Origin of the sequence: Polyangium sorediatum (assembly GCF_029946465.1) — a bacterium.
GTDB lineage: Bacteria > Myxococcota_A > Polyangia > Polyangiales > Polyangiaceae > Polyangium > Polyangium fumosum.
Window position 1 is genome coordinate 14,306 of sequence record NZ_JARZHI010000081.1, and the last position, 14,919, is coordinate 29,224.

Sequence of the window (14,919 nt, forward strand, 5' to 3'; positions counted from 1 at the left end):
GGCGATGGGGGGAGGGGTGTCAAGAGAAACGTGGGCGCGGGCAGTGTGGGAGCGCTGCGAGTCGGCTCATGGCCCGCGATGCTTCCGCTTCTTTTCGAGGTCGTAGATCACGACCTGGCAATACGCGCGATACATCCCGCTCGCATCCGCCGCCGTTGGAGCAGGTTGTCTCGTCATGGCCCGGAGCGAGATACGCTTCGGGAAAGCGCAGCTCCAGGCTCTCGAAGCCACGGACTCGCCCCTCGATCGAGGTCAAGACCCTCGTCACCCGGCCGGACCCCCATCGTCATCCGCCCGGAGCCCGTCGTCATCCGGTCGGAGCCCATCGCCAAATCGCGTCGTCATCACGTTGGGCGCCGTCGTCATCCGAGAAAGCGCCCTCGTCACGCATGGGAGCGCTCTCGTCACCCGAGATCGCGCCCTCGTCACGCATGGGAGCGCTCTCGTCACGCATGAGAGCGCCCTCGTCCCCCGAGATCACGCCCTCGTCACCCCGCCGGCACCAGATCGATCCTCCCGAGCTCCTCATGCACGGCCGCCACCGTCGCCGTGATCCGATCCCCCACCGCATACCGCACACCCGCGCCGATCAACGCCTGCGCCGCGAGGTCCGTGCGGAAAGGCCCGCCGGGAAGCACTTCCATGGCAATGGAGCCCATCGCGCCCGTGCCGGCGATCTGCACGAGCAGGCCAAACGGTTTGAGCGCGACGATGTTGCCCGAGACCTCCTCGCCGAGGCGGCCGGCATAAAGACGCGCGACGAGCATGCGATGGCGCTCGGCTTCCGCCTTGCCCGCGTTCTGCGAGGATCTGTCGCAGTCGGCCGCGAGGACAGCGAGCCCGGCGCGGATGTCCTCGTAATCGCGGTGGCCTTCGAGGTACCGCTTGAGGATGCGGTGCACGACGAGGTCGGCGTATCTGCGAATCGGCGAGGTGAAATGCAGATAAAGCGGCGCGCCGAGGCCAAAGTGCGCGCCGGGATCGGGCGTGTAGCGCGCCGGGCCGAGGGCCTGGCCGAGCACGGTGCGGATCGCGGGCTCGAAGCGCGCGCCCGCGATCTGCGCCTCGAACGCGGCGAGCGAGCGGGCCGAGAGGCGAGGGCCGAAGCCAGCCTCGATGCCGAAGTTGTGCGCGAGTTGCGCGAGCGTGCGGACGCGCTCGGGCGAGGGCTCGTCGTGGACGCGGTAGATGCCGGGCAGGCCACGCGCGACGAGCCAATCCGCGACGGCCTCGTTCGCGGCGACCATGAGCCGCTCGACGAGCCTGTGCGCAGGCGTCTCGCGGTGCGCTTCGACCGCAGTCGGCTCGCCCGTGCGCGCGTCGAGTTCGATCCGCGCCTCCTCGCGCGCGAGGTTGACGCCACCCCGCGCGGCGCGAACGGCGCCGAGGCGCGCGACCGCCGTGCGCAGCCAGCGCAGCGTGCTCTCGACGGCGTGCGGGACGCCCTCGGCGTGGCCCTCGGCGAGGAACGTGTCGACGGCGTCGTACGTGAGGCGCGCGCGGGAGCGGACGAGGCTCTCGTAGACGTCGACCGAGGTGATGCGACCCTCGGGATCGATGCGGAGCTCGGCCGTGAGCGCAGGGCGGTCTTCGCCCTCGACGAGGCTCGCGGCGCGCGACGAGATGGCCTCCGGGAGCATCGGCAGCACGCGGCCCGCGAGGTAGACGCTCGTGCCGCGCAGGCGCGCCTCGCGATCGAGGGCCGAGCGCTCGGGGACGAACACGTCGACGTCGGCGATGGAGACGAGCACGCGGAGCGCGCCGCTCGCGTCGGCCGGGTACGCCGAGAGCGCGTCGTCGATGTCCCGCGTGGACGCCGCGTCGATGGTCACGGTCGGGACGCTCCGGAGATCACGCCGTCGCTCCATCGGGATCGGCCGCGCGGCCGCTTCCTCCGCGGCGCGATCCAGGGTGTCGGCGAAGACCGCGCGGAGGCCGTGCCGCGCGATGCAACGCTCGACGCCGAGGTCGGCGCCCTCGGGCACGAGACGCGCGACGACGAGGCGATCGCCCGAGACTTCGGCCACGACGTGCGTGCCTTCGGCGAGCTCGTTCGTGGTGTCGAGCGGCCAGTCCGTGTTCGCCACGGAGCGATCGATCCGCAGGTAGCGTTTGCCGCCGCGGAGGGCGACGCTGCCGAAGACCTCGGCGCGGGGGCGGCTGACGAGCGCGAGCTCGGTGGCGACGAAGCGGCCGCTGCCGTCGGAGCTGAGCCGCGCGTTCACGACGTCGCCGTCGAGGAAGGGGTTCAGATCCGGGGGCGTGATGAACGCGGAGATCGGGGTCGGGCCTTCGACGACGAAGAACCCGAACCCGCGGGGATGAACGGAGATGCGCCCGCGTGCCGTGCTGTCGTTCATTGGCTGTCGGGACCGTCGCTCTCGGCTTGCCCGCGGCGCCATCGGAGCTGCATCTCGATCTCCTCGGCGTCGCCCTCGGCCTCGTGCTCGATCGAGAGCTCGGCTTCGTACGGGACCGTGACCCGAACACCGCCGACCTGGACGCGGAACGGCTCGCCTCGCTCGACCGCGTCGGCGACGCGGCGGAGGAGCGCGACGAACTCATCCCTCGTGCGGATGCGCGTGACGTCTCTCGCCATGGCCGGGGAGGATAATCGGCTCATCGTCGCGATGTCCACGGGAGGCATGTGCTAGTGTCCGCCCCCCTCAGGAAAACCGAATGGAAGCGAAATCCGAGGTGATCCAGCGACTCGAAGCGAAGGCAGGCCGCGCCTTTCCGCACGTGCTCGCCGCGCGTGACCTCTCCGCGCAGACGCTCTGCAGGCTGCGCGAGCTCCTTCAAGGGCACGATCCCGAGGACGCGAGCATCGTCGTGTTCGGGTCGTTTGCTCGCGGCGAGTACACGGCGGGCAGCGACATCGACTGGACGCTGCTCGTGGACGGGCGCGCCGACCGGGTCCACTTCGAGAAGGCCCTCGCGATCACGAAGATCCTGCACGAGGCGAAGTTCCAGCCGCCGAGCCCCTTTGGCGTCTTCGACAACGTGTCCTTCAGCCACCCGCTCCTGCACCTCATCGGCGGGCACGACGACACGAACCGCAACACCACGCAGCGCATCCTGTTCCTGCTCGAGTCGATCGCGATCGGTCAGCGCGACGCGCTCGAGCGGGTCGTGGATCTCGTGCTGCACCGCTACGTCGGCGACGACCGTGGTCTTTTGTTCTCCAAGCGTTCGAAGCTCGTGCCGCGTTTCCTGCTGAACGACATCATCCGGTACTGGCGCACGATCACCGTGGATTTCGTGAACAAGCAGGGCTTCAAGGGCGGCTGGGCGCTGCGCAACGTCAAGCTGCGCACGAGCCGGAAGTTGCTCTTCGCGAGCGGGATGCTCGCGTGTTTCTCGCTCGAGCTCTTCGGCAAGGGCGAGTTCCGGCGCGGCGAGGGCGGCGTGGATCCTGCGCGCGTCGTGCGGTACCTGCGCGAGCGGCTGCGTCTCTCGCCGCTGGAGCAGATGTGCGAGGTGCTGCTCCGACCTTCGATCTCCGCGGACACCGCGCAGAAGGTGATCGGCTCGTACGACGCGTTCATGGGCATCCTCTCCGACGAGGGCAAACGCCGGCATCTCTCGGATCTGCCGTTCGAAGCCTTCGGGGACGACGCGCTGTTCAAGGAAGCGACGAGCTTGACCTACACGTTCCAGGAGGGGCTCGATCGCGTCTTCTTTCACGAGGACGACGAGATCGCGGGTCTCGTGCGGCAATTCGGCGTGTTCTGAGCGGAGCCGTGGTTGCGCGGGCGCTGGCCGCGGAGTAACCACACCGTCTTGGCCATGTCGGTTCCAGACGAACGACGCACGCACAGAGGCCTGACCGTCGCGGGCCTCGTGCTCGCCCTCGCCATGGCCGCGCTCGAGGCGACCGTCGTGGCCACCGCGATGCCCACCGTCACCGGGGATCTCGGCGGCATCGAGTATTACGCGTGGGTCACGAACGCCTACCTGATCACCTCGGCGATCTCGGTCCCCATCTTCGGCAAGCTCGCGGATCTGCATGGGCGAAAGCCCGTGCTGCTCGCGGGGATCGCGATCTTCCTCCTGGGATCGGCGGCGAGCGGCGCCGCGCAGTCGATGCCCGCGCTCATCGCGTTCCGCGCGATCCAGGGGCTCGGCGCCGGGGCCATGCAGCCGATGCCGGTCACGATCATCGGCGACATCTTCGGCATCGAGGAGCGCTCGAAGCTGCAAGGGTACATCGGCGCGGCGTGGGGGTTCTTTGGCCTCGTCGGGCCGATCATCGGCGGCGTGATCGTCGAGAACGTGTCCTGGCGCTGGGTCTTCTACATGAACCTGCCCTTCGGCGTGGCGGCGGCGGCGCTCGTCGCGACAGCCTTGCACGAGCGCGTGGAGCGAAAGACGCGGCGCCTCGATCTCGCAGGGGCCTTGCTGCTCGCGGGCTTCGTGACGTCGCTGCTCATCGCGAGCTCCGGGGTGCACAAGTCCGGAGCCTTCATCCTCGCCACGCCGCTCCTGCTCGTGGCCTTCGTCTTCGTCGAGCGTCGCGCCGAGGAGCCGCTCCTGCCGCTCTCGCTTTTTGCGCGCCGGGTGATGGCGCTCTCGTCCGCGATTGGCGCGGTCATCGGCGGCGCGATGATCGCCCTCCTCACGTACGTTCCGCTCTTCATCCAGGGCGTGCTCGGCGGGACGCCGACGCAAGCAGGGAGTTCCATCACGCCGATGCTCGTCTCGTGGCCCATCGCGAGCACGCTCAGCGGGAGGATCCTCCCGCGGGTCGGCTTTCGTGCCCTCGTTCGTTTCGGGATGGGTTGCACGGCGGCGGCCGCGGTCGCCTTGCCCCTCGTCGCCGACCAAGGGCCCCTCGCGCTGCGCGTCGTGACCGGGCTCTTCGGGATCGGGATGGGCTGCGCCAACACGGCGCTCGTCATCTCGGTGCAGACCTCGGTGCGCTGGGAGCAGCGCGGCGTGGCGACCGCGAGCACGATGTTCTTCCGGACGATGGGTGGTGCCGTCGCGGTCGGCGTGATGGGCGGCGTGATCGTGGCCTCGCTTCGGAAGGACCCCACACTCCCGAGCGACGCGGCGAGCCGAGCGCTCTCGCATGAAGGGATGGCCGCGCTCGGTCCCGACGTCGTGCAGCGTATCGCCGGGCTGCTCGATGCAGGCCTCGGTACGGTGTTCTGGATGATCGCGGTGCTCGGCGTCCTCGCGTTCGTCGGGGCGCTGTTTTTCCCGAACGTGCCCATGGAGACGAAGGTCGTGGAGCCTGCGCCCACGCCTGCGCCTGCGCCTCCCGTGCACTGATCGTTTGGGTTCGAAGGAATCGCCGTTCAGGGGGCGGGCGCCGTCGTCGGGATCTGTCGCGAGCGCGGCTGGATCTTCTTCACGCGCGGGTCCGGCGTGAGATCGAGGCCGAAGCTGATGCCGAGGCTCGCGCGCACGTCGTGCAGCGTGGCGAGCTCGAGCGTGGGCGGGACGAGGCGGTAGCTGCCTTCGAGGAAGACGGAGATCGGCTCGTCGTTGATCGCGAGGATCGTGCGCTCGACACGGCCGTAGCCGAGCGCGGCGAGTTTCCACGTGCGTTCGCTGGTCCAGTGCGGGGTGATCTCGGCGCGGGTGTCGAGCGAGAGGAGCCCGTCCTGCGTTTCGAAGCGGAAGCGGATCGAGCCCGCCGTGCCAGGCGCGACGCGGTGCACGAGGCGAGGGCGCGCGATCGAGTCCGCGGGGCCGGTGCCGCGTTGCGCGCCGTAGACGTCGAGGTCGTACCGCACGCCCACGCCGATCTCGAGGCTGCGGCCGGGATGGTTGGAGCGCAAAGGATCGAGGTAGGCAGTCGCGCGCGCCACGGAAACGCGGAGGAAGGGGATGGCCCCGCCGTCCGCGGCGCCCGTGGGCAGGGCCCGCGGGACGGTGACGCGGCCGAACTCGGCGTCGAAGCCGACGTCGAAGGGGAAAGGAATGCTGAGCGGCGGCGAGGAGGGCAGGACGATGCGCGGCGCGAGGTCGTGGCGGTGCGCGGCGGCGCCGTAAAGGACGGCGTCGAAGGAGGGCATGTCGCCGAACGGGCGGGCGAAGGGGGCGACGAAGCCCGAGAGGATACGTTGATCGAATTGCCATTCGATCCGCGAGGGGCCCTCGCCGAAGGCATACCGGCGGCGGACGGAGATGCCCGCATGGACTTCGAGCGCGGGGGTGATGCGGCCGTTCTCCTTGCGCGCGCCGGAGGCGGCGGCGCCGAGGCGAATGCGGCTCTCGGGATCAAAACGCACGCGGAACGTGCGCCCCTTGGGCGAATGAATAAAGTCGTCCAACGCTTGGGGGCTACGCTCGGGCAAGCCGAGCTGCGCCCCCAAACCCCCCTCATCCGCCACGGCCATGGGCGCGGAGGTGATGGCGATCGCGGCGATCGCGGCGGTGAGGGAGCGTCGGATCACGGGTCCTCGAAGGCGGGCATCGGCTCGAAGACGCGCGGCGGGGCGCCGAAGGACATGCGCAGGCCCGCGAAGAAGCGGAGTTCGACCGCCCGCACGTCACGCACGAAATCGTTTTGCGTGCGGCCCTCGGCCGCGATGCGGGCCGAGATCGGCTGGTCGTTGATCGCGATGAGCACGCCCTCGTACGCGAACGAGCCCGCGAGGCGATTGACGGTCTCGCCGGTGAGCTCACCGGCGACGATGGTGGGGCGCCGGAACGTGAGGTCGCTGAAGAGATAATGCAGGCCGCCCTTGCCGAGGCTGATGCGCGTCTCGATCGCGGCCGTGGGGCCGATGAAATAATTGCCCGATTTGCCGGAGACGATCGTCCGATCCTGCCAGTGCGCGCCGAAATTGCCGCCGATTTCGACGCGGAGGTGGCTGTACATGTCGTCGGATTGCCAGGGGTTCCAGGCGACGTGGAACTCGCCGAACTCCATGTCGAGGGCGTCGCGGAAGGAGGGCTGGCGATCGAGGACGGAGAGGACGCGGAAGCCAAAGCCCATGCGCGGCAGGATCGGGAAAACGTCGGGCTCACCGAAGAAGGTGCTGATCCAGAAGAGCGGGCGCCTGTGCTCGTGCTGGTAATCGTAGGAGAGGAGGGTGCCGCGGAGCTCGAGGTCGGCGAAGGTCGCGCTGCCTTCGAGGATGCGGAGGTCATGGCGGGCGCGCCGTCGCGGCGAGAGGATGCTGAGGTGGATGCCCATCTCGGCGTTCGCCCGGGCAAACGGGAAGCCCGGGGGGAGGGCGAACCCGCGGGTCGATTGCAGGGTGGGGGCCCAGCCGACGCCGATGTAGAAGCGGTTCAATAGGTCGAATTTGACCTGGAAGGCCCGGCCGCTCTCGCCGCGCGCATACCCGGGCGGCGCCTCGGCGACCGCGGGGACGATGCGGGCGCGGCGCGCGAGCGCGCGGTAGGCGTCATCGTTGTAGGGGGTGCAGGGCTGGACCTTGTCGAGCGGATCGCCGATGCCGACCATCTCGCCGGGGGCGACGAGGCACGTCTCTCCTTTGGCGTCCTGCGTGCATTGGACGCGGAGCGTCTTTCCCTCCTTCAGGTTGTAACAGCTCACGGGCTGGTCCCAGCGGAGCGCGGGCGGGGCGTCATCCGCCGCGGCGGGCGCCGCGAACGCGAGGAGCGGGGCGGTGAGCAGCGCGGACGAAAGGAGGCGTCGGGGAGGTGATCGCACGGTGTTACCTCGTGGCGAAGGCGCCGGCGCGCGAAAAGGAGATCGCGGCATCCAGCGAGCTATCACGGTAGAGGCACGCGCCGTGCCGGCAAGGGGGGAGGGGGGCGATCTCGGGCCTGTCTGTTCCGAAAGTGCAGAACATCGACGATGACCGCCCGAAATTCGACAGGTGCCTGCGAAGCGGCGGACGCGGCCACGCGTGGGATCCTGCCGACGCGGCTGCGCACATGGCGCGCCGTGCCTTTGCCGACATTGAGCGCGCCGGGGTGTCCTTGTAGATTTCACCCGATGCTCAAGACCTTCCGATCCTTCACTCGACGGGCAAACCCATTCCAAGCGGCCGTGGTCCTCGCGGCCTTCTCCCTCGCGGGGTGCAGCGACGATCCGGCGCAAAATCCGCCCTGCGTGGGCGATGCCTGCAATCCTCCCACACAGACGTGCGTGCCGACGATGGACTTCGAAGGGCTCGATGGCGGGCTCACGGGGTCGCTGCGCACGTTCTACAACGCCGGCGGGGGGGGACTCGCGCACATCAACTACTGGACCCTCAAGGCCGGGATGCCCGAATTCGACGACCTTCCGCCCGAGGAGCAAGCGAAGGTCAAGAAGATGCAGGCGAGCCTCCTGCATTCGCTGAAGCTCGCGCCGAAGGACAACGTGGCCGGCATCGAGGTCACGGGCACGCTCACGGTGACCGAGGGCGGGGTCACGCGGACGCAGGAGATCGTGCTGAAGATGCCGAACGACTGGAACGGCAAGCTCGTGGTGGCGGGGACGCCCGGCACGCGCAGCGAATTCGCGAACGAGGGGACGATCGTGCCCTGGGTGTTACGGCGCGGGTATGCCTACGTGGCCGGGAACAAGGGAATGACGAACGGCGGGGTCGATGGGAACGCGACGCTGCTGAACAAGGCGCACCCGACGCAGCACTGGGGCGCGATGATGCTGGATCTCGCGCAGTGGGCTGCGGATCATATCGAGATCGTGACGTGCAGGGCGCCGACCCACGTGTATGCGGTGGGCCTGTCGAACGGCGGATATCAGGTGCGGCGCGCGCTGGAGATCGATCACGAGCGCGAGAAGGCCGGCGGGAAGCGGGTTTTCGCCGGCGGGCTCGACTGGTCGGGCGCGTACTGGCCCGACGCGCGGGTGCTCGACAAGGACAAGAACGGGACGGTGACGCCGGCCGAGTATGCCGCGGCAAACCACCTCGTGAGCTCGAACGAGCGCGCGGCGCTCGCGATGAAGTGGGCCTACGATGCGGCGACGCTCTCGACGCCGGCCGCGTTCGCGGAGACGCCGCCGTTCTCGGGGGCGCAGGATGCGATGATCGCAGCGGGCTTCGGCGCGCCGTCGGCGACGATCTGGGGCGCCTACAACACGGCGTTCGATTCCCTCAAGGCATCGCTGCCGCAATTCAAGGGGATCGGTTACTACAACTTCACGGCGTATTACTTCAAGGCGGAGCTCCTCGGCCACGATCTGGCCGGGAGCGCGGCGTATAGCTGCTTCCCGCCGAACGACATGGATCCGCCGCCGTTTTATGCGTTCCTGGCCTCGGCGCCGGACGCCGGCTGGACGGAGGAGAGCGTGTCGTATGCCCTGAAGAACGCCAACACGGGCGAGTTCTCGGCGCCGCTCGTGAGCATTCACGGCGACGCGGACGGGCTGCTCGGGGTGATCTCGAACGCGGAGGACTACCGCGACGCGGTGACCACGTACGGCAATCCGGACCTGTACCGGCTCTACGTCGTGGCCGGCGGCGGCCACGTGGACCTGCATTCGGACGGGGTGCTCGATTTCGATTTCGACGGCACGCCGGCCGAGGAGGGCGCGCAGGACAAGTTCACGATCCTGCAGCCCTACGCCGAGCGCGCGTTCGACGCCCTCGTGGCGTGGGCCGAGAAGGGCACGGCGCCGCCGCCGAGCAAGACCGTGGCCGCGGACGCGGTGAACGACGAGCTCGACGCGTCGAAGATCGAATTCTGACGAGAGACCTCAGGAGGGCCGCTCGGGCGCATCGGCCCCGAGCCGCCCTCGCTGGCGCCGCGCCTGCATGCGCCGGAACTTTTCGCGCAAGTGGTACAGCGTTTCGAGGAGCGCCCCCAGGAATTCGAGCGCCTCTTTGGCGTCCTGGTGCGAGGCCTTCGGGTCTGTGGGCAGGACGCCGACGTCGCCGAGGAACCGGAGCTCCTCGCCCCAGCGGCAAAGCTCCTCGCTGATGAGGCCCTTCGTGTAGAGCGCCCGCAGGCCGTCGAGGAAACGCTCGTGATCGGGCGCGAACTCACGCACCACGACCTCGAGCGTACGCCGCGCCATGACCGCCGTGGCCATCCACGCGCCGGCCGCCTCGCACCGCAGCGTCTCCTGGTAGGCCTCCATCACCCGCGGCGGGAGCTCGAAATCGATGGGCCGGAGCACCGAGGGCCAGAGCTGCCGCGGCTCCGCGGCCGCGCCGTCGGCTTCGTGCTCGTATTCGACGAGCCCGACGCGGTTGCAGCGGGCGCAATGACCGAAGACGTAGTCCTTCGAGGCCCCGTCCTGCTGCTGGTATTTGTGCTCACCGTGGTGCACGAGCTGCACCTGCATGCGACACGCCTGGCAATAAAAGCTCGGGTTGCGGTGCATCGGCTCCTCCTCGAAACGATGGAAGTCCACTCTTCCACGCATGCCGTCCGGGGGCAATGCCCATTCCGTGCCCGACGCGCCCCGGGGGCCGCGGACCCCCCGCCGGGGCTACTCGCCTTCCGGCTTGGGATCTTCGTACTTGGGCGCGAGCGGCGCGCTTTGCCCCTTGGGCTCGAGGAGCTCGAAGGTATTGACGCAGAGGCCGAGCGGGACGACCCACACGTCCCACACGTCGAGCGGCGCCATTCCGATGAGCGCGAAGAGGCGATTGCCGTCCTCGAACATCGTGATGCGCAGCTTGAGCTTGCCGAACTCGCTCGCCTGCAGCGCGACCGCTTCCGCGGCCCAGCCGAACGGGAACTTGTTGAGCTTGATGCGCTCGAGCGCGAGCTGCTGGAGATAACATTGCCGCTCCAGCCATTCGGCCACGTTGCCCTTCTTCGGCGCAGGGCGGACGCCGACCGTGAAGAGGATGGGCGGCAGCATCTCCTTCGCCGCGCTGAAGAGCGCGAGCGGGACGAACTCCGACTCCTGGGAGAAGTCGATCTTATCGATCGGCGCGGGCTGCTGATACCAGCCGTCGGGCAGGAGAATGCTGAAATCAAGATCCGAGCGCGGCTGCCGGACCGTGACGGTGATGCAATCCTTCAGCTCTTCCTCGTTCGGGAAGACACCTTGGGTCGGGAGATCCGGATCGTCGAGCGCCATGTCGAACTCTTCCTTCGCTGGAGTCGAGTCTAGCACCTTCGTCACAACGGATCGTCGAATACGAAGAGGTGCGCGAGGCCCTCGCCGTCGACGGCGATCGAGCGGTCATCGAACAAGCGGGGCGCGCCGAACACCTCGTCCGGCTCGGCGAGGGCGGCGAAGGTCTCGCGCTTGACGTCGAGCAGGACGAGGCGGCTGGTCCCCAGGCGCTCCTCGTCGCCGGGCTTTTCCGTGCGGAAGAACGCGATGGAGCGGGCCGCGTGCGTGAACGTGGGCGTCCGCGCCGGGTCGAGGTAGCTGCTCTCGTAGAGGACCTGGCCTTCGCCTTCGAGGCGCGGGACGACGATGAGCGCGGTCTTCTCCTGGTCCTCGTGCACGCAGAAGAGGCCGAGCGTCGTGCCCTTGGGCGACCAGAAAGGCAAGATGTGGACGTTCCCGCCGGGGATCTCCGTGAGGATCGTGGTCACGACCGCGCTGTTTTCGCGCTTGACGAGCCAGACCTCGGAGACCTCCTCGCCGTCGCGCCCGGCCGTGTACACGATGTGCTCGCCGTCGGGGGAGACCACGATCTGCGCAGGGAACGAGGGATCGGCGTCGTCCTCGAAGGGGCCGAGCTCGCGCGGCTCTTCCTCGTCGAGCGCATACCGGAGAAGCACCTTGCGGTAGGGATCCGCGACGAGGATCGCTTTGCCGCCGGGTGTAAAGCCAACCCCCGTGCCTTCCACGCGCCGGATCTCGCCCGGCGCATCGGCGCTCGCCCAGCCGATGGTGCCGCGCGCGCCGAATCCGAGCAGCGGCGCGACACGATACGCGATGTGCGAGCCGTCGGGGGAAAACGCGAGATCCTCGACACGGCCGGGCTTGAACGGGACGAGGAGCCGGGCCGAATGGGCATTGTGGAGCTCGCCGATCCAGATGCCGGTTTGTCCCTCGGGGCCGTCCTCGCGGACGAAGGCGATACGTTGGCCGGAGGGCGCGAGCCGGCAGAGCCGCAGGACGGCGTCGCTGGGCACGGGCGCGTGGAACGTGCGGTGCTGGTAGCGGAGTCCGGCTAGTTGGGTGGCCATGCCGTGAAATATCCGTTGAGCTCGTGCAGGCGTTCGATGAAATCAACGAGGTCCGGATCCTGCGCCGGCTCGAGCTCGCGGGCGGCGAGGAGGCCGATCGTGATGGACTCTCGCTCGTCCTCGGTGGGCGTGCGGCCGCTCTCCGTCATCGATTGCATGGCGGCGAGCTGGCGAGCGATGGATTCGTACAGGGCGGAGCGCGGCGCCCGCTGGAAGCGCGCCTCGGCTTCGATCCGCGTCTGCTCGAGGACTTCGAAAAACTCCTTCCGGCTGTCGATCGGACGGTTCATGCAGGATCAGGCGGCTGGCTTCGCGCCGATTTCGAGGATGTTCGAGTTGTCGCCGATGTAATACTGGGCCATGCCGCCCGGGGTCATCGACGGCTTGTTCTGCACGCTCCACGTGTCGAGGATCTTCGCCGCCGTGGTCTTCAGGTAGGGCGTCGACGGGGGAATGGCGTACGGCTTCGCGATCTTCTCGACGACCGTGCCATCCTGCTTCGTCCCGAGCTTGCCAATGCCAAGGTCGGGCGGCGTTGCCATGGAGCTTGCGAAATAATTGCCCTTGAACCCGTCTGGGACCTGCCATTGCGTGAGCCGCTTCGGCGCGGGCGGGGGCGGGCCCACGGAGAGGGGCTCCTTGAAATCGATGCCCCGCATGTGGCTCAGGATCTCGTTGATCTCCTCCGGGTACTTGTAATTGCGGACCTTCTTCAGGGCCTTGTCGAACTTCTGGCCCATGTCCTTGTAGAAATGGAGGGCGACCTTCTTCCGGGCGGCGATCTGCTCGACGCTGTTCCCCTTGGCCGCGGCGATCTTGAACATCTGCGGCGTCGGCGGGCGGAAGCCGATGACCTGGCGCTGCATCGCGAGGCGCACGGCCTTGGACTTTGGCTGGCCAAACGTCTCCAGCACCGCGCCGAGCGTGCGGCCCTGGGGCCTGCGCGCGCCGTCGCTCGCGCTGCCCTCGACCTTGGGCGCCTTGCCCGGCACGCTCTTCGTGTTGATGTAGACGTGTTTGCCCTCGATGATGACGTCCTTGCCCGATTTCAGGACGACGTTGCGATCGGCGAGCAGGTTGATGTTCGCGTCGTCGATGATGCTCGTGCCCTTGCCCGTCGTGAGCGAGATCTTCGGGTGGATCGTCTCGATCATCGTCTCCTTGAGCACCATCGTCGGCTCGTTCGGTTTGTCCGGGTCTTTCTCCCGGAACTCGACCATGGCGGCGACGCTGCGCTGGCCGACCATGGTGTTGTCGACGGCGCCGATGAAGGAGCTGCGGTTCGCGCCCACGAAGATCGAGCGATTCGCGCCCGTCCGCTCGTTCTCGTTCGCCTTGACGAGCTTCGAGAGGTTTCGCTGGGCCTGCATGTAGAGCACCTCCTTGCCCGCGGCGTCGTCGAAGGTGATCTCGTTCCAGCCCTCGGATTTCGGCGAGGACTGCGATTTCCACGTGCTCACCGTCCGCTGCTCGGGGAGGTTGAAGGGCACGGGCGCGACCTTGTTGTAGGCGCGGCCGAGGAGGACGGGCTGATCCGGATCCCCTTCGAGAAAGGCGATCAAGACCTCCTGGCTCACCCGCGGCAGCACGATCATGCCGAACGCGCCGCCGGCCCAGCCCTGGCTCACGCGAATCCAGCAGGACGATTGGTCGTCGTATTGGCCGTCGCGATCCCAGTGGAATTGCACGCGGACGCGGCCGTGCTCGTCGGTGTGGATCTCCTCGCCCTTCGGGCCCACGACGATCGCGCTCTCGACGCCCTCGACGACGGGCTTCGGCGTGACCTTCATCGGCCGGAACCGCGTCTTCTCCTCGACGAACGCCGCATACCCGGAGAGCGTCCATTCGCCGTCGTGCGTGCCCTCGACGCTGACCTCGGTGCAGAGGAAGCGGCCCGCCGAGACGTCGCTGCGCGGGTGGCTTTCCACCTTGAAGAGCAGCCCCGGCGCGAGGTCGTACGCGTTCGAATCGAACTGGAGCTCGCGCTTGCCGCGGCGCGCAGCCGCGAGGTCGATGTCGGCGACGAGCTTGCCCTCGGGATCGGCCGGCACGCGCGGCTGCTCGCGCCGATCCTTGACGAGCCCGGCGGGCGTGTACCGGTAAAGCTCGTAAAAGTCTTCCGGCTTCGACGCCTTCTCGGCGTCGCCGAGGAGGTGGAAATCGGGGCGCACGAAATCGTAATCGCGGAAGCTCGCCGCGCCGGGGCGAATGCGGTGCGAGACCTTGACGTTGCGGACGAACTCCTTGCGAGCGTCCTGGTTCGGCGCATACACGAAGGGCAGGGTGGGGCGCTCCTCGCCCGCCTCGGGTTTGTCCGAAAGGATGAGCTCGGTCGTGTACGTGCCGGCGTTGCCGCCGCCGACCTGCTTGAACCAGTAGGAGATGCCCTCTTCTTCGAGCAAGCGGCTCACGAAATCGTAATCGCTCTCCTCGTACTGGGCGCGATACTCGTGCTCCTGGTGCTCGTCGACCGTCTTCATCTGGTGGACGATCGAATACTCGTCGAGGATCTGCTTGACGATCGCCGGGATCGTCATGTGCTGGAAGATGCGGTTCCGCTTGCGGAGCCGGAGGAGCCACATCTGCGGCACGATGCGCACGAAATAGGTCGAGAGGCCCGTCGGCTCGGCCTGCACCATCTGGATGTGGCTGGCGACGCCCGACCAGGCGCGCGGGCCCGCGAGCGGGCCGCCCATCATCAGGAACGCCGCGGGTCTCCCGACGAACCCTTCGAGATCGAGCCCGGGCAATCGTGAGCGCGCGAGGACACCCACGTCGAACGAACCCGAAATCGGCTCCCGGACGGCGAAATGCCGCACCGAGAGGGAGTCTTCATTGTTTTCGAAGGCAAGCTCCAGCAGCGCCATGATCTTCCTCTTC

General features: G+C 68.2%; 12 protein-coding genes. 3 read left to right on the forward strand and 9 right to left on the reverse strand.

Annotation, left to right across the window (positions count from 1 at the left end; genetic code table 11):
* Window positions 1-488 precede the first annotated feature (488 nt).
* On the reverse strand, window positions 489-2,360 hold the full coding sequence (locus tag QHF89_RS43340; protein WP_136968943.1) for a ribonuclease R family protein: 1,872 nt from the start codon (window positions 2,358-2,360) through the stop codon (window positions 489-491).
* Window positions 2,357-2,599 carry an amphi-Trp domain-containing protein gene (locus QHF89_RS43345; protein ID WP_136968942.1) on the reverse strand — a complete coding sequence of 81 codons (243 nt, stop codon included), beginning with the start codon at window positions 2,597-2,599 and terminating at the stop codon, window positions 2,357-2,359. Before QHF89_RS43345 ends, QHF89_RS43340 begins: the two co-directional genes overlap by 4 nt.
* Before the next feature lie 80 nt (window positions 2,600-2,679).
* Between QHF89_RS43345 and QHF89_RS43350 the strand changes: the two genes are divergently transcribed.
* Entirely contained in the window at window positions 2,680-3,735 is a 1,056-nt protein-coding gene (locus tag QHF89_RS43350) for a nucleotidyltransferase domain-containing protein (RefSeq protein WP_136968941.1), read from the forward strand.
* 54 nt (window positions 3,736-3,789) lie between these two features.
* Window positions 3,790-5,277 (forward strand): MDR family MFS transporter, encoded by a 1,488-nt coding sequence (locus QHF89_RS43355; protein WP_136968940.1) that lies wholly within the window; start codon window positions 3,790-3,792, stop codon window positions 5,275-5,277.
* 26 nt (window positions 5,278-5,303) lie between these two features.
* On the opposite strand, the gene QHF89_RS43360 is transcribed toward QHF89_RS43355, so the two are convergent.
* A complete protein-coding gene (locus tag QHF89_RS43360) occupies window positions 5,304-6,407 on the reverse strand; it encodes a hypothetical protein (protein ID WP_136968939.1) in 1,104 nt (367 codons plus the stop codon).
* A complete protein-coding gene (locus tag QHF89_RS43365; RefSeq protein ID WP_136968938.1) occupies window positions 6,404-7,636 on the reverse strand; it encodes a hypothetical protein in 1,233 nt (410 codons plus the stop codon). Before QHF89_RS43365 ends, QHF89_RS43360 begins: the two co-directional genes overlap by 4 nt.
* Before the next feature lie 288 nt (window positions 7,637-7,924).
* On the opposite strand from QHF89_RS43365, the gene QHF89_RS43370 reads away from it, so the two are divergent.
* Entirely contained in the window at window positions 7,925-9,625 is a 1,701-nt protein-coding gene (locus tag QHF89_RS43370) for an alpha/beta hydrolase domain-containing protein (RefSeq protein WP_284721701.1), read from the forward strand.
* 9 nt (window positions 9,626-9,634) lie between these two features.
* Here QHF89_RS43370 and QHF89_RS43375 read toward each other — a convergent pair whose 3' ends face one another.
* From QHF89_RS43375 to tssI, 5 genes are all read right to left on the reverse strand, one after another.
* Entirely contained in the window at window positions 9,635-10,264 is a 630-nt protein-coding gene (locus QHF89_RS43375) for a DUF4145 domain-containing protein (protein WP_170228889.1), read from the reverse strand.
* Window positions 10,265-10,372: 108 nt separating this feature from the next.
* A complete protein-coding gene (locus QHF89_RS43380) occupies window positions 10,373-11,017 on the reverse strand; it encodes a hypothetical protein (protein ID WP_136968936.1) in 645 nt (214 codons plus the stop codon).
* The gene (locus QHF89_RS43385) at window positions 11,014-12,039 is read right to left on the reverse strand and encodes a WD40 repeat domain-containing protein (protein WP_136968935.1); all 1,026 of its coding nucleotides are present in this window, start codon (window positions 12,037-12,039) and stop codon (window positions 11,014-11,016) included. Before QHF89_RS43385 ends, QHF89_RS43380 begins: the two co-directional genes overlap by 4 nt.
* A complete protein-coding gene (locus QHF89_RS43390; RefSeq protein WP_136968934.1) occupies window positions 12,024-12,329 on the reverse strand; it encodes an immunity protein Tsi6 family protein in 306 nt (101 codons plus the stop codon). Before QHF89_RS43390 ends, QHF89_RS43385 begins: the two co-directional genes overlap by 16 nt.
* A 6-nt stretch (window positions 12,330-12,335) precedes the next feature.
* The gene (gene tssI, locus QHF89_RS43395; protein ID WP_136968933.1) at window positions 12,336-14,906 is read right to left on the reverse strand and encodes a type VI secretion system tip protein TssI/VgrG; all 2,571 of its coding nucleotides are present in this window, start codon (window positions 14,904-14,906) and stop codon (window positions 12,336-12,338) included.
* Window positions 14,907-14,919: the final 13 nt, after the last annotated feature.